Genomic DNA, 19,083 nt, shown 5'->3' on the forward strand with positions numbered 1-19,083 from the left:
AAACAGTGAAGTGTGTCATTGGTCAATTGTCATTGGTCATTTGTCATTAGCCATTAGCAATTAGCCATTAGCCATTATCAATTAGCCATTAGCAATTAGCCATTATCCATTAGCAATTAGCCATTAGCCATTAGCAATTAACCATTGCTTTAACTCCTCTACTAGTTGTATGTCATTTGAAGCCGTTCTTGCTCCTGCCCGTGCTGCCCATTGCTTTAAGCCTTCAATTTGTTCGCGAGCTATGGATGCTAAAGGAACTGTTTGCTCGATCGCACGTAAAATATCCTCTGTTGTAAAGTCTCGTCTGTGTCCGCTTTCTTTACCTGAAAATGCTATGTGCATGGCGTCTACAATTACCTGTTCAATCTCTGCACCACTGAAATTATTTGTCTGTTTGGCTAATAAAGACAAATTAAATTCTCTCAGACGGTTTGGACGCAGCCGTTGCAAATGAACTTTAAAAATATCTTGGCGTTCTACTTCTGTTGGTAAATTCAAAAAGAAAATTTCATCAAATCGCCCTTTTCGCAGTAACTCTGCAGGTAAAATTTGCACGTTGTTAGCTGTTGCCACAATGAACACGGGGCAAGTCTTTTCCTGCATCCAAGTGATCAAATTGCCGAATACGCGCCGAGAAGTTCCGGAATCTCCATCAATTCCACTCGTAATGTTGCCAAATGCTTTATCAATTTCATCAATCCATAGCACGCAAGGAGCCATTGCTTCTGTTACCTGAATCATTTGCCGCACTCGGCTTTCACTTTCCCCCACAATTCCGCCAAATAAACGTCCAGAATCCAAACGTAAGAGGGGTAATCGCCATTCATGGGCAATGGTTTTGGCTGATAAGGACTTACCCGTCCCTTGAATTCCTACAAGTAAAATACCTTTAGGGTTCGGTATTCCATAGCGTCTTGCTTCTTCCGTAAAAGTATCTTGTCGTAACTGCACCCACTGCTTGAGTTGATCCAATCCACCTACTCGCTTGAGAGATTCTTGTGGTGTGAAAAACTCCAAAATTCCTGTCTGGCGGATCGTTCGCTTTTTTTCTTCCAAAACACCACCAATATCAGACTCATTCACCTGCTGTTTTGCTGCTAGAGCTTTTGCTAAAACTCTCTGAATCCGCGTGCGACTTAAACCTTGACAGGCTTTGACTAGTTGTTCTCTCGCCAAACCAGTCACCTTGAGTTTTTCTGGTACGACTAACTTCTGGATGAGATAATCAATTTCTGAGGTGTCAGGTAAGGGAAAATCAACCACTGTCACTTCTTCTTGTAACTCAGTGGGAAGTTCTAGAGTGTTGCTAAGTAATATTAAAGTGTTGCGCGATCGCTTTAACTCCCGTGCCAAGTTTCGTAACTCGCGCATAATAGGGGCATTTCTTTCACTAGTAGGGCTTTTGATAAACGGGTGCAAATCGCGCAGTACAAAGATGACAGATTGCTTATCGTCAGTTTTGGCGATTCGTGAAAGTGCTGCCATCACTGAACCTTTATCTGTAGCATTGTCCCCCCAACCACGTACAACGTCCCAAAACAACAGTTGACGAGCGGGTTGAGAACGTGAAGCGACTTGTAACAAAGCTTCCTCAACAGGTTCCTCTTCCACTGCAATAATGTACAGTAGGGGATAGCGGGCGCGAAGCATCAAATCCAGTTGCTCTACAAGAGCGATATGTAATTTTTTTTCACCGTCACTGATGGCATTGTCAGCTCCATTTTGCCGAGAATTCGTCATCGATCGCGCCCTACCCTAGTTATTGATTTCCATAGTATGCAGTCAGAGTCGTTAGACAAGACATGAGTTGTGCCTCACTCATGCCCCCAGTGTTTTAGAACATTTGTACTTATTAAAATACTCTAGTTAATCGGTTTTGTCTAGATGTTGTGCGTAGCGTATGGCAATACTACTCGGTTAAGCCTAAAAACACGAAAATGTGTAGGTTGGGTTGAGGAACGAAACCCAACATTTACGAGCATTTGTTGGGTTTCACACACGGGTTTACCCAACCTACAAAAATTTTTATCCGAGCAGTATTGGTTCGTATGGTGGCAAAACATCTTTCTTACAAGCTAGTTAAAATCAATCAGTCAGTTGATAAGCTCTAATTGCTCTAACTAATGTGTAAATCATTTCTACAAAGATAGCAATCGTTAGCACTACTTTGTAAGCTTAAAGATATCAATAAGTCCCTCTAGCTATCTCAGTAATAACTACATGAAGGATGGTTCCAGACCTTTTGCTCGTTAGGAAGATCGGCATTGAAACTTTTTAAACCTCTAAAAATTCTTTCTGTCTCTAAATGCATTTTTACCCTCAATTAAGAATCTGCTTCTACTGCTAAACTAATCTATGGCATTAAAGCAAGCAGTAATAAGAAAGTGTAGATGGTAAAAAGTAATAGCTACCCAGTAGCTCAAACAAATTAACTGTAAGATACTTTTAGGCTCGTGGTTGCACTATGACTAACGCCGCGCTATGCCTCCTGCATTGGCATATTACGCGTTGCCGCAGGATTGTTATACGCGAACAGCGAAGATAGGGCAACTACAAACATTTTAGGTTTTTTTAAGTTGAAATATTTATAACGGTTGCAAAAAGATATACATTATGAGTTCTTTTCAAAATCTTACTATTGAAGGATATCGGCGCTTAAATTATTACAGAAGACGCAAACACAGCATCAAAATTTTCGGCCAGGACAAGAGACGACACAACTACTGTTATGTTGTATTCATCTGCATTTTTGAAATAAATACTTATGGCTTCCATTGCACTAGTATAATTTTACCAACCAAAAACTCTATCCACTTTGCCAACTAGTGATGCCCAAGTCAAACCTGTAGATATGGAGCATTGTTAGCAATAACCGTTGAGTTTAATATTTTTGGTTGGCAATGCCCACCCTACTAGCCACTGGTTACTGGTCACTGGTCACTGAACAATTACATACTTTGCCTGTATTCATCTAACAATTGTGGAATGTAATCGTAACCATCTACTCCAATGACAGAAATAATTTTAGAACGATTTTGCTGTAGTATCTGACTGAATGCTTCTGCCCCTACCTGTCCTTGCAAAATTGTGAGTAAACCTGCTGTTTTTCGCCACTCATTTGAGGCAATTTGATTTAACAAATACATTCCCAGAACACCAGTATAAACTGCTTTTTCTTGATTTTGCAGTTGATAGTAAGCTTCTGCTAAATTAGCTAAATTTAAACCTTGAAGGTATAAATCACCAGAGATTTGTGCTGTTTGCAAGCCGTCTTCTAAATGTTTAATTGCTGCTTGTGGTTGTCCAATGACTAAGTAAGCAATACCTAAACTGCTGAAACACAAAGCTTTACTTTGTAAATCGCCCAATCTCTCTGATAATGCTAAGCCTTGTTGCAAATAGTTAATCGCCATTTCATAGGTTTCTGGTTCTGTTTGTTCTGTCTGCTGTGCTTGCATGACTTCGCTATAACCTAAATTCACCAGAGCATTTGCTTCCCCTGTACGATCGCCTGTCTGACGGCTCAGTATTAATGCCCGTTGGCTGTAATTAATTGCCTCTGCATACATTTTTTCTGCAACACAAGTGCGGCTGAGGTGATTGAAATTGGCGATTTCACAAGCGCGATCGCCTGCATTGCGAGCTATTTCCAGTGCAGCAGTGTGAAACTCTGAGGAACGCCGATACTGCCCCATTGCACGCTGAGAATAACCTAAAAGTGTCAAAATTCTGGCTTTTTCTTGAGTTCCTTCTGTTTGTTGCAGTGGTTCATTCAAATAATCTAAGGCATCCCGTAAATAGCTACCAGAGAAGGAAGCAAAAATTCCTCCATATAGGGGAAAATACGGGCGTTGTGCAAAGGTTCGTAAAATCTGGAGCATAACTTGATGACAAGCCGCGCTATACAAGGGCGCAGTATTACTAAAACCGTTTGCGAGTAAACTCCAAATGACCGCAAAAGTTAAGTAAGTTGAAATTGACAAATTCGATCCAGCTTTTACATTGTAGGGTTGTTGGTCAAACCAATTTACTAACCCTCTTTGTAGGGATTGCAAAATCACTGCAATTTCTACCCAATCACTGAGGCTCATACCACTTCTTTGTTGGGCAAAATCAATAGCAGATTGTTCCATAGCTAAGGTACGAAACAGTGCTTGGGGTATTTGACTGTTTACCTGCTTTGCCCAAGTTGCCCAAGGACCTTTTTCTCCGGGTACACCTCCAAATCCCAGTGTTCCTCGGCTTTGTTCGTACATCCAGCTAATCAAATGATCCTGTAGCCGTTGCCAAGATGTAACACCACGGGTAATGCCTTCTGAAATTTGCTGAAAATCAGGATTGGCTTGAGCAAATTGCTGTAGGGATTTTGAGACTTGTTGGATTTGCTGTAAGGTGAGGGGATTTTTCCGATTGGGATCGCTTGCTCTTAAGAATGCGGCTAAACGCTCACTTGAATCAGCCAAAGTAATTTCTCTGACTGCAGAAGTAATAGCCTCTGCGACTTTGTTTTGCTGCTCGGCGCGTTGCCATTGACTCTGAATAGTCTTCATTGCCCTGAGACTGCGGGTTGCCTTAGCTTGCTTGAGTTCGTCCTTTTCCGTATCCACTTGTTGCTGGGTGGAGTTGAGGCGATCGCTCAAAACCAACTCAAAAACTTCTCCTGTTCCCGCAGTCACACCCTTGAGCAACATTTGATACACTTGCTCTTGAGAGCTAATCTTGCCCTTAAGGGTGCTTTGGACAATTTCGTCGATTAAAGCGAAGTAGCGATCGCGCAATGGCAAAGAGTCAGACACTGTAGCAACCTGAAAGCATTAAAACAATTATGAACTAATTCTCCATAATCGTGCTATTCATCATCAGGTTCTCCTCAACTTGCTAATTGTAGCAAATACAACAAGACTAGCATGGCTAGTCTCTACAGGGAAGGGGGATAAATTATCGCTCGGCAATGTTTGTGCCTAAACATTTTGATAGTTGGGATGCCATTGCAACCAATATCTTTCTAACGATCTAGCAACCACATCTGCTAACTTACCAAAGAGGGCGTATAACAAGATACTGAGTACTACCACGTCTGTTTGCATAAATTCTCTGGCATTCATTGCCATGTAACCAATCCCAGAATCAGCTGCAATTGTCTCAGCTACAATCAGAGTCAGCCACATGATTCCGAGTGAAAAGCGTACACCAACTAGGATTGAAGACATTGCCCCAGGAAGAATAATTCGCCAGAACAAAGCCCAAGGATTTAGACCGTACACTCTACCCATTTCAATTAAACCTGGGTCAACGCTACGAATCCCGTGAAATGTGTTCAAGTAAATGGGAAACATGACACCCAAAGATACGAGAAATAGTCTGGCTTCATCCCCAATCCCAAACCATAAAATCACCAAGGGAATTAAAGCCAAATTGGGAATGTTGCGGAGCATCTGAAGCGAAGTGTCTAATAACTTTTCTGCAATAGGGGAGATACCATTAAGCAAGCCCAAAGAAAACCCAATACCTCCACCAACTATGAAGCCTGATATAGCTCGAAGTGCGCTAATACTAATATTTCTGAACAGTTCGCCACTTTTAGCAAGTTGAATAGCAGCACCGACTACACCTAAAGGAGCGGGTAAAATTCTAGCAGGGATGACTCCTATTGTGGATAAAAATTGCCAAACGACTAGTATGAGTATAGGTACGCCCCAAGGAATGATGGATTGAATGTGTCGGTTTTTCCAAAAATCGGATTTTAATCTGAGTGCGAGTGTCATGGTTACCTCTAGGAAGCTGTTGGTTGTGGTTGCAATAAATTAGATGCGGAGGCGAATTCGTTGTCAGGATCGAATTCAGATTGCGATATGACAGTGGGAAGAGAGCTTAAAGGTAGGCGTGGAAATACTAATTCAGCAACTCGATAAGCTTCTTCTAAAGAAGGATACCCGGATAACACAAAGGTATCAATTCCTAAGTCAGTGTATTCCAGCATTCGTGCAGCAACTGTGTCAGGATTTCCTACTAAAGCAGTCCCTGCACCCCCACGTACTAAGCCAATACCCGACCATAAATTGGGGCTAATTTCCAGTTGCTCGCGATTGCCTTTGTGGAGTTCTACCATGCGGCGTTGACCTTCGGATTGCGATCGCACAAACTTTTCTTGGGCTGTAGTTATAGTTTTGCCATCCAAATATTTAATTAAATCGTTAGCAGCATCCCAAGCTTGTTGGGTTGTTTCTCTAACAATAACGTGTAAACGAATACCGAACCTTACAGTTCTGCCATTTCCTGCTGCTAATCGCCGCACCTTAGCTATTTTTTCAGCAACTTGTTGTGGTGGTTCACCCCAAGTTAAATACACGTCAATATGTTTTGCTGCTACTTCAATTGCTGCATCTGAAGAACCACCAAAATATAAAGTTGGATGAGGTTTTTGTACGGGAGGAAATTGAAGTTTTGCTCCTTCAATCTTCAAATGACGACCACTAAAGTGTACCGTTTCTCCATGCATGAGCGATCGCCAAACAGTCAAAAATTCATCAGTCAATTCATAACGCTCATCATGAGATAAAAACACCCCATCCTTAGCCAATTCTTCTGCATTACCACCAGTCACCACATTCAGGATAATTCTCCCCTGAGAAATTTGGTCAAAAGTAGCCGCCATCCTTGCAGATAAGGAGGGTGACATAATAGATGGACGAAAAGCTACGAGAAACCGCAAACGTTGCGTAACAGGAATTAAAGAAGCAGCAACAATCCAAGTATCTTGTTTTTGTCCCGTTCCAATCAACATCCCTCCATAACCGAGTTGATCGACAGCTTGAGCGATTTGAGACATATAAGGATACGTCGCGTCCCTTCTACCAATTTTTGTACCTAAGTAGCGTTCATCCCCTTGAGTTGGTAAGTACCAAAAAACATCTACCATTATGTTATCCTTCCCCTGTTTACTTCTAGATTTAGAGATTGGGGATTGGGGAGACAAGGGAGAGGGGGTAGACAAGGTAGAACTTGCTGGAAATGGTGCCCAGTCTACAGCAACTCCTAAAGCTTGAAGACGTGGTTCTAAAACTCCTTTGAGCCTAACAATATCCCCAGAAGTTTGATAGCCCATTCGGACTACATTTGTTTTAAATCCAGAAGGTTTTGTTTGGGCTTGCGCTTTCTCTAGAAAATCCCCAATAAGGGTAACTGAAAAACTAGATAATCCTAATAAAGAGTATTGTGTGAAGTTTTTTAAAAATTTGCGTCGTTGTTGTAAAAACTGCTCATCCATAATTTTTGCCGATCTCCTCACTTTCGTTTAGTTTTGTTAGGGGTTACACATAGCTCTCTTATTGAAGGCTATGGTGTACACACAAGTTTGAAATAGTTAATAGATCGAAGTTCTAGTGTTAGTTTTACCCCACCCTAGCCCTCCCCTTGTAAAGGGGAGGGAACTGGAAATTCAATTTCCCCCCTTTATAAGGGGGGATTAAGGGGGGTAAGTCCAACTTGTACTGAACAAATTTGGCAATCATTGTATTCCTACCTTAAAAAGGACGACTACCAGCAAGACTGACTCGCTTCATGACACGTCGATAGCTTGGATCGAATGCTTGACGGTAATGTAACGTAGCTTGGTTATCCCAATAAACAATGTCGCCTACAGACCATTTATGTTTGTAGTAAAACTGGGGCTGATTGAGATGTTGTCTCAATTGTTCAATCAGTTCTGACCCTTCTTGTGGATCTAAGCCCACAATTTCAACCTCTGTGGTATAGCCTAGGTAAAGGATTTTTCTTCCAGATTCAGGGTGAGTTCTAACTAAAGGATGGGGAAAAACAGGGCTAATGAGGGGGATACTCTTATCAAAACGGTACTTTGATTTTGGTCGATCGCGGTCTCTTAAGAACGGGTTGTATGTAATCAACTGTAACTTAGCAATTCGTTGCTTTGTTGCTTCATCTAACTCTTCATAAGCCAAATTGAGATTTAACCAGTAAGTATCTCCACCTTCAGGAGGGACTTCAAGAGCGTGGAGCAATGACCCACTTGAAGGATAAGGAGTCCAATGATGATCTGAATGGAAAGCAAGTTCGCCAGTACCAGTGTATCCACCATCTACATTAGAAATGGGAATGACAACTGGAGTAACCCCAGGCTCAGAAGCCAGTACTGGAATGTCGTCTGGTGGGATGAACAGAGAACCAAAATAAAAAGCAAAATTTAAGAGTTCGTCATCAGTAAGGTTCTGATTTTTAAAAATCAGAATATGGCGATCGCGCAACGCTTGTTTGAGTTGTAATATCACCTCTGGTACAACAGGTTTACTAGCATCTAATCCAGTGACTACAGCACCTAAAGGAGCATCTAGGGGAGTGATTTTAAATTCTGTTAATGTCAATGCAGGCATGATATATTTCCCTATTTTGACGATCTGTCAACTCATAACTCTTTACTGTCTTGCTAAAACTTCTTGAGGAGTGATTTTAGCGTATTCGTCAGGACTGAGAAAGCCATCTCTTACATTGACTTTTTTAGGTATCAAGCCCTGACTGTACCACATATCTGCAACCTCTTGTTGCTTGTTGATAACTTGTTCGGTAATTGGTTTTAACCCCCATTCATATTTTCCGTGCATTTTCTCTAGTGTCGGAACATCTAGTTGAGTCACTGGAGCAAGAAGTTGTGCCATTTCTTTACGATTGCTTTTAGACCAGACTTCTGCTTTTTGCAGTTCTTCAAAAAATATTTTGATAAGTTCTGGGTTTTCTTGGTAAAACTTACGTGATGTGGAGTAGAAGTTACCCGTATCCCTTAACTCACCACCGTGTAATAACTCGCGACCTATTTTCTTCTGTTCAGTTCTTGTGACAAATGGTTCCCAAATAAACCAACCATCTACTTTTCCCTGACTAAATGCCACATTAGCATCAGGTGGTGGCAAATAGGTAGATACGACATCGCTCAGTTTTAAACCGTCTTTTTCCAGTGCTTTTACTAAGAGATAGTGACCAATGGATGCTTTTTGAAAGGCTATTTTTTTTCCCTTTAAATCGGCAATTTTTTTCGCAGGAGAATTAGTAGGAACTAGTAGCGAAACTGTTCTACCATTAAAAGGAGTTGTCGCGAGATAGACAAGCGGTGTTCCTGCTGCTTGAGCAAAAACTGGAGGTGATTCAGCAGTCGAAGCAATATCAAGAGAACCTGCGTTGAGGGCTTCTAGTTGTTGCGGTCCTGCTGCAAACTCTGACCATACGACTTTGACGCCTTCAGGTTCCAATCTTTTTTCTAAACTACCTTGCTTTTCTAAAACTGCTAAAGGCGTAAGTTGTTTTGAACGAACAATACGTATGACTTTACTGCTGCTACTCTCAGTAACTTTCTGAGCGCTGGTATTGGTTGCTGATACTTGTTGTTGAGTTGTTGTTGGTGGTTGCGAGCTACAACCTAACAAAGTTGTAGAGAGTAATAGGCTATAACCAAATCCAAAAAGTAGGGAACGACGGGTGACTCGCGAAGTGCGCCGGGAGCTAAACTTTTTTTTCAAATTTTGCATACTGAACTCAATCTCAATATAAGGGCTTCAAAACAATCGGGCAAAATTACTGGGTCATTAATAATTCCTAACTTTGACATTCATAAGTACGTAGCTTTTCACTCGATTACTTCATTTTTTTTTCTATAAATAATTTTAAATACATAAAAATCGAGTTAATGACTAATGACTATATCTGACTTTCTTAAGGATTGACTTTGTTCGCTCAATCCTGGTATTGCAAGAGGTGCAATGAAACAGCCTAGCATCACTAAAAGTGAGATGCTAAAGATGAAATTCATTCCACAATCTTCCTTCTTATCGATAGAAAAGCTCGCTAACTCTTTTGACAATTTGTTTTGTAAAGACTTGGGATTATTGTCAAACAAGAAAAGAGTGAGATTACCTAACCCTACCTGGTACATTGAGTTTGTATTATCAATGCGAGCGTAGGAAGAAGTGTCTTCTATTTCTTCTATTTCTGTCTTTTCGGACAGATCGTCTATTGGGCTAAGTACAACTTGGTTCTTAGTCAATTGTGACTTTTTGTTAGAAAGTTTTTGCAATTCTAAAAAACTAGAGGAGGCTACCATGATTCAGTTAAAGAAAATTAAAATGTAGGAAAAAGGGTGGTTTTAAGCCACCCTTTGTTGGAAGAGCAAAGGAAAAAGTTATGGCTTGGTCACTGCTCACTGATTACTGGTCACTGTTAACTGTATTGAGTAATGACTGGTAACTCATTATTTAGTACCCAATTTCCTATATCGCGAAACTTGTAATCTACTGGATCGTGAAGGGTAAAGGTACGCAAATCCCGCCAATAACGGTCAAAGCCGTATTGATTGGCAGTAGACCGAGTACCCGTAACGTTAAAGATATTAGTTACTATCTCTAGCCCTACTGTAGTCGCAAAGGCTTTGGCAGAAAAAACTGCGATCGCAACTTCCCCCCGTTCCTGATTCGTTAACTCAACTCCTTTATCCCAGGCTTGCTGGACTTGTAAAGCAACGCGATCGGCTAAGGTAGTGGCAGCTTGAAGTTTTGTCCAAAATTCACCGTAGTTGTGCAAAATATAAGGATCTAATGTCGCACTCTCTACCCCTGAAGTAATCCAAGGCTTTGTCTGAGTTGATGTATAGTGTTTTGCTGCTGTAAAAGCTCCTTCAGTTATACCAAGATATACATAGGTTTTTGTTAATTGAGCGATGATTCCCAAAAATGTAGCAAAAGCATTGTCAGGAGGAGTAGGATATCCCAAAACTTCATTGTTGTAGACCAAAACATTATGAAATGTAAAAGTAGCGCTATCTGTTCGCCTCTGTCCAAAGTTATCCCAATCTTGAAGAGACTCTAAGCCTTCTCTATCTTTAGGAATCACAAAAGTGAGGGGCACTTCAACACCATCTTGAACAGCAGCAAACACTCGCAAATCAGAGATCCCAACTCCAGTGCCAAAACTTTTCACACCATCAACACGAAAATGCTCGCCATCCGGACTAATTTTTAGCCGAGTGTCACGCGTGTTGATAGCATTAGCCCAAAATAAATTCTTTTGTACAGTTTCCCGATAATACCTGTCTTTTTGTTCGGGCGTACCAGCAACATGACTTAAAGCTGTGAGATTTAGATGGTTACCATACAGCTGTCCAATAGATCCATCAGCCTTAGAAAGTTCTTGGACTATTTTCAAAGCTTCTACCCAAGTAGCCCCAATACCACCATATTCTTTTGGAACTATCAGGGGCAATAAACCAGTTTCACGCAGTCGCTGCACTTCTATATCTGGAGTTCCCGCTCGGGTATCTCGCTCAACTGCTGTTTTAGCAAGTTCCTGAGATAAAGAAGAAGCAATTGCAATCCAATCTTGGGCTTTTTGAAGCTCTTTAGTGTCTAGGAGTTGAACCATTCACCAATTCCTCTCTTATTATAATGACTGGTTATTAGGCATCGGGTATCACTCTTTCTCTCTCGGTCTTGTGAAGCTAATGAATCACTTCTACTAGCTCGCGATCGCTTTTCTGTTCCTGCTTGTTCATGACACGTTGCAGAATGTGTTCTACAGTCTGAGCAAAAACTGGGTTTCCTCTTGCTCTGGGACGAGGAAGGGCAATTCTTTGATCCATTGCGATCGCCCCATCTTCAATTAACACCACTCGATCTGCCAAAACTACTGCTTCTTCGACATCGTGGGTAATCAAGATGGTAGTAAATTTCTGTTCTTGCCACAAATCCTCTAGCAATTGCTGCATTTCGATACGAGTTAGAGCATCTAAGGCTCCAAGAGGTTCATCTAGAAGCAATAACGAGGGCTTTCCAGCTAACGCTCTTGCCAAAGCTACCCGTTGGCGCTGTCCCCCGGAAAGTACCGCAGGCCATTCATGAGCGCGATCTTCAAGTCCTACACATCGAAGAACGTGCAAGGCGGTCTGCTTTGCATACACTTTAGATTTAGAATTAAACAAACCCACTTCCACATTTGCCAGCACCCGTTGCCAAGGCAAAAGACGCGCATCCTGAAACATCATTCGCACTTTTGAATTGAGGCGACCGTGCGATTGATTCCCATCTAAATACACTCTCCCTGTAGTTGGAGCATCTAGCCCTGCAATTAGGCGTAGCATTGTACTCTTTCCACACCCACTGCGACCTACAATGGCTACAAACTCTCCTGGCATGATATCCAAATCCAAGCCTCTTAAGACTGTTTTGGTTCCAAAGGACTTCTTTAGTCTTTCCAGTTTTAAATGCATTCCACGGGTTTCAAAATCCATTTCAACAAAGACCTCCAATAATTAGACCGTGTATACTCTATGTCAGTTGCTATGTTATTAAGCTTGCAATCTACGGTTATTTGATAAGGTTACCGTAATTTGTTTCTAATAATTTTGCATAGTTTTATAGCAAAAGCAAGTGTAGTTTGTAAAAAATTACAAACAGTCTCTCAAAAAGCCATGAAGTAACCAGCAACTAAACGCATTTGACTGCCTTTGCCACCTGCAATATCGCCTTTCAAACCAAGAGCCAGTACACTGTTAACCAGACATCCTAAGAGGATGTTTGAAAAGTTATGGAGGGTAAGATTTTATGCTAATCGCCTCACCATGATGCGAATCATGGCAATGTAAACAAACGTCTCTGCGGTTTCAGGCAGTAGCTCGTAGTCTTTGTTCAACCTTCGACACCAAGTCAGCCAGCCCAAGGTTCGCTCGACGAGCTTTATACTCCATTTGTCTGCGAAACTCATAAAAGCCAACATCACTAACTGCTGCCGACAGTTTAGAGTTAGCAATCATTCCACTCACATTCAAATCTTCAATTTTAGTGTGAGCGTACTTTTGACAAATGCCCGTAGTTGTTTTGTGCAAAAAATCAATGCGTTTGTCAGCTATGCGTTTGTGATACTTTGCTAGCTTTGCATAATACTTCTTTGCATTATTTGAAGCTTTTTCTCCAAACCATCAGACAGATATATTATTAACTTTTTGTGTTAGCAATAATACAGTGTTTAGTATATTAAACAGAGAAAAAAACCCTGCAACAAGACTTACGGGGCAATCATAGCAGGTGCAGGGTAGACAACAATTTAGATTACAAACCTTAATCTCTAATTTTTACTTATTGGCAGGAAATGTTATATGACCAATAGGAAGATATAATTATTAAGCTTTTACGTGATTATTAATACACTATTTTAGACTTTAAAGAAAAAATATTCGGGAGTAATTACTGTACGTTCGCTCATTTTTAAAGAGCAAGCTTTATTTAAGCTTTACAGGGCTTATAATCGGTGGCGATGCAATCGATTCAGGGATTTTTGTCTCCCACTGAGCTTTTGGCCATTTTTATGATTGATGCTATCCCTATGCCCAATTGACCGCCTCTGGAAGCCTTCTGTGATGGTCATAAATTTGACTGACAAATAACGGCTTACTTAAAAATCTCCTTTTTCCTTTTGCATCAAGGCTTTAATTCCCCTCTGGCTCTCGAAATAAGCGAACGTACAGTAATTAAGTTTAAGTGTGACAAGCAAATCATGGGTTACGGTGTATTTTTCAATATACGTAATCCAGATATTGCTGCTGGGTTTGGTAGCTATCAAGAGCTTGGTGTTGAGATGGATTTGCGCTATTACAAAACAGCATTAACAACAGCGCAACTTTTCACGATCCAAACCCACGATAGCTGTTTTATTTGTTGTTTAATAAGTGTTTTGCATTCTCAATTGGATTGGAACGAGCAAGCGATCGCAAGTTCAGAGTGTTGTAAAAGTGTATTGCGATCGAGACAATAGGGTTTGTATTGTGGAGTTGCAGCTAGTAGTTTCTCAATTCTCACTCGAGATGCTTCAACTACCGATTCAGACAGACTACCACTCTCAAGAGAGTCTGAAAAATCTCCAGCAATCTTGTGGATTCGTTCTGAGGATGAGGAAGGAAGGTTGCGAGATACAATAAATAGATCGCAGCCAGCATGAAAAGTTTGTGCCACCGTTCCATTTTGAGTATACATATCTGAAACAGCTTTCATGTCCAAATCGTCAGACACAACTACCCCCTCAAAACCCAGTTCTTCTCGAAGAATGCTGTGCAAGATAGGTTTTGATAGCGTAGCAGGGACATTTGGATCTATTTTGGAAAACAAGATATGAGCAGTCATCATGATGGGAACTTGCTTTTCAATCAGTGCTTTAAAGGTGATAAGTTCGCGATTTCGCAGTTCCTCTACAGATAAATCAAGGGTGGGTAACTCTAAGTGAGAATCAGTGCTGGTGTCTCCATGACCTGGGAAATGTTTGGCACATCCAATGATTCCTGAGTCTTTCAAACCAAGGTAGTAGTCAATAACACCTTGTGCGGCAATTTGCGGAGTTTCTCCAAAAGCGCGAGGTCCAATAATTGGGTTGTTAGGATTGGAGAAAATATCAGCGACAGGAGACCAAGAGACATTAATACCCAAAGATTTCAGTTCTATTCCTGTGGCTGCTGCGATTTCACGAGATTTAGATTTGTAAAGTAAGGCATGAGGAAATCGGGTTAGAGGTGGTGGCGTGCGATGGACTCGACCACCTTCATGATCTAGAGTGAGGAACATCGAATCGCGATCGCTGTACAGCTTTATTTGGTCTATCAACTCACTAAAGCTTTGCAACCAAACTTCATAGGGAGCATCGTAACGGAAGTTTTTTTGAAAGAAAATAACTCCAATCGGTTTTAACTCATTCAGTATACGTTTATCGTCATCATTGAGTGTAGTTCCGGAAATACCAACAATCAGATGATTTCCAAAACATTGTGGTGTTTGTGTTCCTAGCATTTTCCCTCCTAACAACTTTATATGTGAGGATGGGTCAGAACGCCCATCCTACAAAGACGCGATTTAATTAAGGTATGTAAATTTAATTTTTAGCTGGTAAAAGATAACAAATAGGTGATGTATCTGACACTACAATCATTAATAGTTCAACTTCCCTTCTTGTCGTAGTTGCTCATGAGTTTGGCGATCGCGCCTGTAATCAGATTCATCATATTGTAAATCAACAAGTTTTGCTTTGAGAAATGCGTCAACTTCCAAGCGGGTAGACATTCCGAGTAACTCTCGCACCTTCCCCACACTAATGGAACCGTCTATATAAGCTTCTATCACAAGTATTTCCAGCAACTTCCGTTCTAGGTTACCCCATTTGCTTTCTAGGGAATGAGCGATATCATCTGGTAAAGCAATCTGAATCTGCGTCATCTTCTTACACTATTAAAATTATCATCATTGAGCGTAGTTCCGGAAATACCAACAATCAGATGGTTTCCAAAACGTTGTGGTTTTTGTGTTACTGTCATTTTCCATCCTAACAACTATACAAGTCTAGCTCTAACTCAATTCTCAGCCCCATGGACAACTTTTACACCTTCAAATTTAACCACTCAGAAGCGATGAGCGCCCTAAAAGAGGGGCAAATTTACTCTAATGACTATTATTTTGCCCGTTTGGACTTGTTTAACTTGTCCGTAATGGCAGATTATGACCAGCTTGTCTCGCTACCGACTCTCACAGCTATTGACAAGCATTGGTATCAAATTGAAACAGCGAGAAAAGTCCTCAGACAGATGGGGGGGCGGGCTTTGCTTGCGGACGAAGTTCTGATTTTGTTATCAAATCTGTACCCAGTTACAGTCAAGCAATTGAAATAGCAAAAAAAATTCTCAAATCTAAAAAATCAGCACGAATATCAATCGCCGAAATAATTTCAAAAATCTACAAACAAACCTTGTCTCCTGATGATTTAAAATTGTAGTTTTTAATTCGAGTTAAATTAAAGGTAATAAAATCGTAAAAGTGCTGCCTTTACCCAACTCGCTTTGCACGCTCAAGCTACCTTTGTGTGCTTGCACGATCGCACGGGCGATCGCTAACCCCAATCCAGAGCCACCCGTGCTGCGGGAGCGATCGCTATTCACTCGATAGAAACGGTCAAAAATTCTTTTTTGTTCGTGAGGTGCAATACCTATTCCACTATCTTGAACTTGAATTATGGCATGATAGCGATCGCTATCCAAAATAACCTTAACCTGACCGCCAATTGGCGTGTACTGAATGCCATTCACAATCAAATTAGAAATCAAACGATAAATTTGGTCTTCATGACCGAGTGCATATAAAGGTTGCTTTTTTCGGACTTCTGACTTCAAATCGACTTTATATGCGATCGCCAATGCTGCCAACTCCTCAACTAAATCGTTCACAATATCATTCAGACAACAACGCTCTTGTTTTACCGACACAACTTGTCTATCCATACGAGCTAGCAGAAGCAGATCGGTCACCAAAGTCGTTAAACGCTGGTTCTGACGCTGTATAGTTGTTAATATATCCCGTGCTTCTTTGTCATCCAAATAACTCATCAAAAGAGCAGACTCTACCGTTGCTTGTGCCGCAGCCAAAGGTGTTCGCAACTCGTGAGCTGCATCTGCCGTAAATTGTTCTACTTGCCTGTAAGATTTGTATATTGGTAGCATTGCCAATCCAGATAACCACCAGCTTGCACCACCTACCAAAATCATCGCCACTGGCAATCCCAAGAATAAAGCTAACCTTACATTAGCCAAGTAGCGATCCACATCTTGAAGACTGCGCCCCATTTGCATATGTCCCCAAATCTGATGATCCCTGGTGTGCAGCTCTAGAGAAATCTGATGATAGCGATTTCCGCTTGCATCTTTGAGATTTTGCCAAGCGATCTCACCAGGCGTTACGGGTAACCCTTTAGGCTCAAAACCAGCTGTAGCAACAACCCGTCCGGCACGATCTAACAACCGGACATAGTAATTCCCGTGGTGAACCGCACCTAGAATGTGGCGTTTCGCTTCTCGTTCTGGCAAAAGCTGTCGGGCGGATGGTTCGAGACGTTCTGGTTGCTTCAACTCATTTTCAATACTATCGTGCAAAGTTCCAGCAACAGCTTCCAATTCCCTATCTAAAGTTTGCCAGTGAGCGTGAACGATCGCTTCGTATACCCCCAAACCGCACAAACTCAGTATAAAGCCCATGACTACAGCATACCACCCAGCCAGCCGCAAACGAGTTTGAGTAAAAAGCTTATGTTGATTCATCAGTTGTATTGAGACGGTAACCCTTACCATGAACCGTTTCAATGATATGGGTACTATCGACTTGTGCTAATTGTCGTCTCAGCAGACGCATTTGTGCTGCAACAACATTACTTATAGTATCTGCATTCACCTCCCAAAGCTGATTGCGAATTTGGTCAGTCGTTACGATTTGGTTGGGATGCTTCATAAAATATTCTAAGAGTTGAAATTCTTTATTTGTTAAAAGAATTTCTTTTTTGTTGCCATCTGATGTCAAACGGTAAACAGTGTGATTTCCATAATCTAAAGTTAGATTGGCAACTTGTAATTTTTGGGGTTGAAACTGAGGAGAACGCCGCTGCAAAGCCCGCAATCTTGCTAACAATTCTGCCATACCAAAGGGCTTTACTAAATAATCATCTGCACCTGCATCCAGCCCGGTAACCTTGTCTTCCATACTGTCTTTAGCAGTTAGCATCAAAACAGGTAAAGAATTCTTTTTAGCCCGCAACCGCTTGCACAAGTCAACGCCCGACAATCCAGGAAGCAACCAGTCAAAGATAGCGAGAGTATATTGCGTCCAACCGCGTTCGAGATAATCCCATGCTTCAGAACCATCCATAACCCAGTCTACAACATACTTTTCCTGGTTGAGAACTCGCTTCATCGCCGCACCTAAATCTGGTTCATCTTCTACTAGTAAAAGTCTCATGTTATTTGGTTAGTTGTTGGTTGTTGGTTGTTAGTTGTTGGTTGTTGGTTGTTAGTTGTTAGTTGTTGGTTGTTAGTTGTTAGTTGTTGGTTGTTTGTTGTTGGTTGTTAGTTGTTAGTTGTTGGTTGTTAGTTGTTGGTTGTTAATATCTACTAACAACTGTACGGGCGCGGCGCAAGAGCGCCCCTACCAACCACTAACAACTAACCACTATCTACTTACAGTGATACAGTTTGTATTCATAGCCATTGATTGCTGGTAAAGAGGGACTATGGAAAGCACAATTTTTGACTTCTTCTGGTAGAGGTGCATAAAAATTCACTACCCATAAATCAAAGGGACGCGATAGTACCTTTAAAGTATTTTGTAAAGCATTGGTAGAGCTTTTTGGATCTTCATCTTGATGTGCTAGCAAAAACTGTGGATTAGTTAATTCTAAACTTTGAATCTTAAACTCCCTTGCTACCCCCATCATTTCTCCAATGTGTACGTGAGTTTTTTGAGTAGTCGCAATTAAGACGGGTACGCGAGAGGTTTGTTGGATAATTTGTACAAATAAATCTGGGCGATAGTACTTTTGGTAACCGAGATTGCAAGTGACAGTCATAGCGCTTACCAATCCCATCACTAAAACGATCGCTACGGCTTGTTTCCCACTGACTCCCCATCTCACTTTTTCTTGGGTACGCCAACACACTGCAAGACTTGCTCCAAGTAAAATTATCACCGCCGGAAAGTAGACAAAGTTATAACGAGCACCTCGTGTTAAATCAATACCAAAAAAATAGGTAATTATGAAAAATAAAGCGATCGCACCCACAACGAACACTGTAAAAACCTGCGTCATCAGAGAGGTTTGTCGTTGTTTGAGTTGAACCTTATAACCATCAAGCAAGATTGGTACAACCCAAACAAAGAAAATCAGCATGAGCAGCCCGGAGATAATTATTACGACGACATTTGCTGCTTCCACAGGTAACAAGCAAATCATCGTAATCCATGCAGCCAGAGATTGAAATATGGGATTTATCCAAGCCATTCCATGCTGAGGGCTTTGAATCCACTCTGTTAATTTATTACCATAGCTATTCTGTAAAAATACTGGTAACCAAACCAAGCCCGAAACAAACGTACCAATTGCAACAGCATAAATTCGGAACCAAGTTTTAAGAGGATGGGGAAAGGAGGGAGACAAGGAAGACAAGGAAGACAAGGAAGAGGGGGTAGACAAGGAAGAAGATTCCCCCTTGTCTACCTTGTCCCCCCTGTCCCCCTT

The 19,083-nt window shown here is 41.3% G+C and carries 14 protein-coding genes and 3 pseudogenes; 1 reads left to right on the plus strand and 16 read right to left on the minus strand.

Annotated features, from left to right (window positions below):
* Nucleotides 1-123: 123 nt before the first annotated feature.
* The 13 genes and pseudogenes from F7734_RS54235 to F7734_RS54295 form a co-directional block, all read right to left on the minus strand.
* Nucleotides 124-1,650 (minus strand): AAA family ATPase, encoded by a 1,527-nt coding sequence (locus F7734_RS54235; protein WP_243147571.1) that lies wholly within the window; start codon nt 1,648-1,650, stop codon nt 124-126.
* A gap of 1,298 nt (nt 1,651-2,948) precedes the next feature.
* A complete protein-coding gene (locus tag F7734_RS54240; RefSeq protein WP_166482741.1) occupies nt 2,949-4,796 on the minus strand; it encodes a tetratricopeptide repeat protein in 1,848 nt (615 codons plus the stop codon).
* A 165-nt stretch (nt 4,797-4,961) separates the two neighbouring features.
* Nucleotides 4,962-5,765 carry an aliphatic sulfonate ABC transporter permease SsuC gene (gene ssuC, locus F7734_RS54245; RefSeq protein ID WP_155752510.1) on the minus strand — a complete coding sequence of 268 codons (804 nt, stop codon included), beginning with the start codon at nt 5,763-5,765 and terminating at the stop codon, nt 4,962-4,964.
* Nucleotides 5,766-5,773: 8 nt separating this feature from the next.
* A complete protein-coding gene (ssuD, locus tag F7734_RS54250) occupies nt 5,774-6,919 on the minus strand; it encodes an FMNH2-dependent alkanesulfonate monooxygenase (RefSeq protein WP_155752521.1) in 1,146 nt (381 codons plus the stop codon).
* A 604-nt stretch (nt 6,920-7,523) separates the two neighbouring features.
* A complete protein-coding gene (locus tag F7734_RS54255; RefSeq protein WP_155752511.1) occupies nt 7,524-8,387 on the minus strand; it encodes a TauD/TfdA family dioxygenase in 864 nt (287 codons plus the stop codon).
* Between the two features lie 42 nt (nt 8,388-8,429).
* On the minus strand, nt 8,430-9,533 hold the full coding sequence (locus tag F7734_RS54260; protein ID WP_155752512.1) for an aliphatic sulfonate ABC transporter substrate-binding protein: 1,104 nt from the start codon (nt 9,531-9,533) through the stop codon (nt 8,430-8,432).
* A 155-nt stretch (nt 9,534-9,688) separates the two neighbouring features.
* On the minus strand, nt 9,689-10,105 hold the full coding sequence (locus F7734_RS54265) for a hypothetical protein (RefSeq protein WP_155752513.1): 417 nt from the start codon (nt 10,103-10,105) through the stop codon (nt 9,689-9,691).
* Nucleotides 10,106-10,221: 116 nt separating this feature from the next.
* Nucleotides 10,222-11,418, minus strand: coding sequence for an acyl-CoA dehydrogenase family protein (locus F7734_RS54270; protein WP_155752514.1), 1,197 nt, complete (start codon nt 11,416-11,418; stop codon nt 10,222-10,224).
* 76 nt (nt 11,419-11,494) lie between these two features.
* Nucleotides 11,495-12,283 (minus strand): ATP-binding cassette domain-containing protein, encoded by a 789-nt coding sequence (locus F7734_RS54275; RefSeq protein WP_155752515.1) that lies wholly within the window; start codon nt 12,281-12,283, stop codon nt 11,495-11,497.
* 311 nt (nt 12,284-12,594) lie between these two features.
* A pseudogene (locus tag F7734_RS54280) lies at nt 12,595-12,726 on the minus strand (transposase); the annotation flags it as partial.
* Between the two features lie 85 nt (nt 12,727-12,811).
* Nucleotides 12,812-12,946 (minus strand): annotated as a pseudogene (locus tag F7734_RS65870) (transposase); the annotation flags it as partial.
* Nucleotides 12,947-13,730: 784 nt separating this feature from the next.
* Nucleotides 13,731-14,825 carry a glycoside hydrolase family 3 protein gene (locus tag F7734_RS54290; RefSeq protein ID WP_155752516.1) on the minus strand — a complete coding sequence of 365 codons (1,095 nt, stop codon included), beginning with the start codon at nt 14,823-14,825 and terminating at the stop codon, nt 13,731-13,733.
* Between the two features lie 138 nt (nt 14,826-14,963).
* Nucleotides 14,964-15,248, minus strand: coding sequence for a UPF0175 family protein (locus F7734_RS54295; RefSeq protein WP_155752517.1), 285 nt, complete (start codon nt 15,246-15,248; stop codon nt 14,964-14,966).
* 191 nt (nt 15,249-15,439) lie between these two features.
* Here F7734_RS54295 and F7734_RS54300 point away from each other — a divergent pair, with 191 nt between their 5' ends.
* Nucleotides 15,440-15,697, plus strand: coding sequence for a hypothetical protein (locus F7734_RS54300; RefSeq protein WP_243147570.1), 258 nt, complete (start codon nt 15,440-15,442; stop codon nt 15,695-15,697).
* A gap of 117 nt (nt 15,698-15,814) precedes the next feature.
* On the opposite strand, the gene rppB is transcribed toward F7734_RS54300, so the two are convergent.
* From rppB to F7734_RS61455, 3 genes and pseudogenes are all read right to left on the minus strand, one after another.
* Nucleotides 15,815-17,116 carry a two-component system sensor histidine kinase RppB gene (rppB, locus tag F7734_RS54305; RefSeq protein ID WP_155752518.1) on the minus strand — a complete coding sequence of 434 codons (1,302 nt, stop codon included), beginning with the start codon at nt 17,114-17,116 and terminating at the stop codon, nt 15,815-15,817.
* A complete protein-coding gene (gene rppA, locus F7734_RS54310) occupies nt 17,103-17,807 on the minus strand; it encodes a two-component system response regulator RppA (RefSeq protein WP_155752519.1) in 705 nt (234 codons plus the stop codon). The genes rppB and rppA overlap by 14 nt, the downstream gene beginning before the upstream one ends.
* A 214-nt stretch (nt 17,808-18,021) precedes the next feature.
* Nucleotides 18,022-19,083, minus strand: a pseudogene (locus tag F7734_RS61455) (glycosyltransferase); the annotation flags it as partial.

This window comes from Scytonema sp. UIC 10036, from assembly GCF_009725235.1.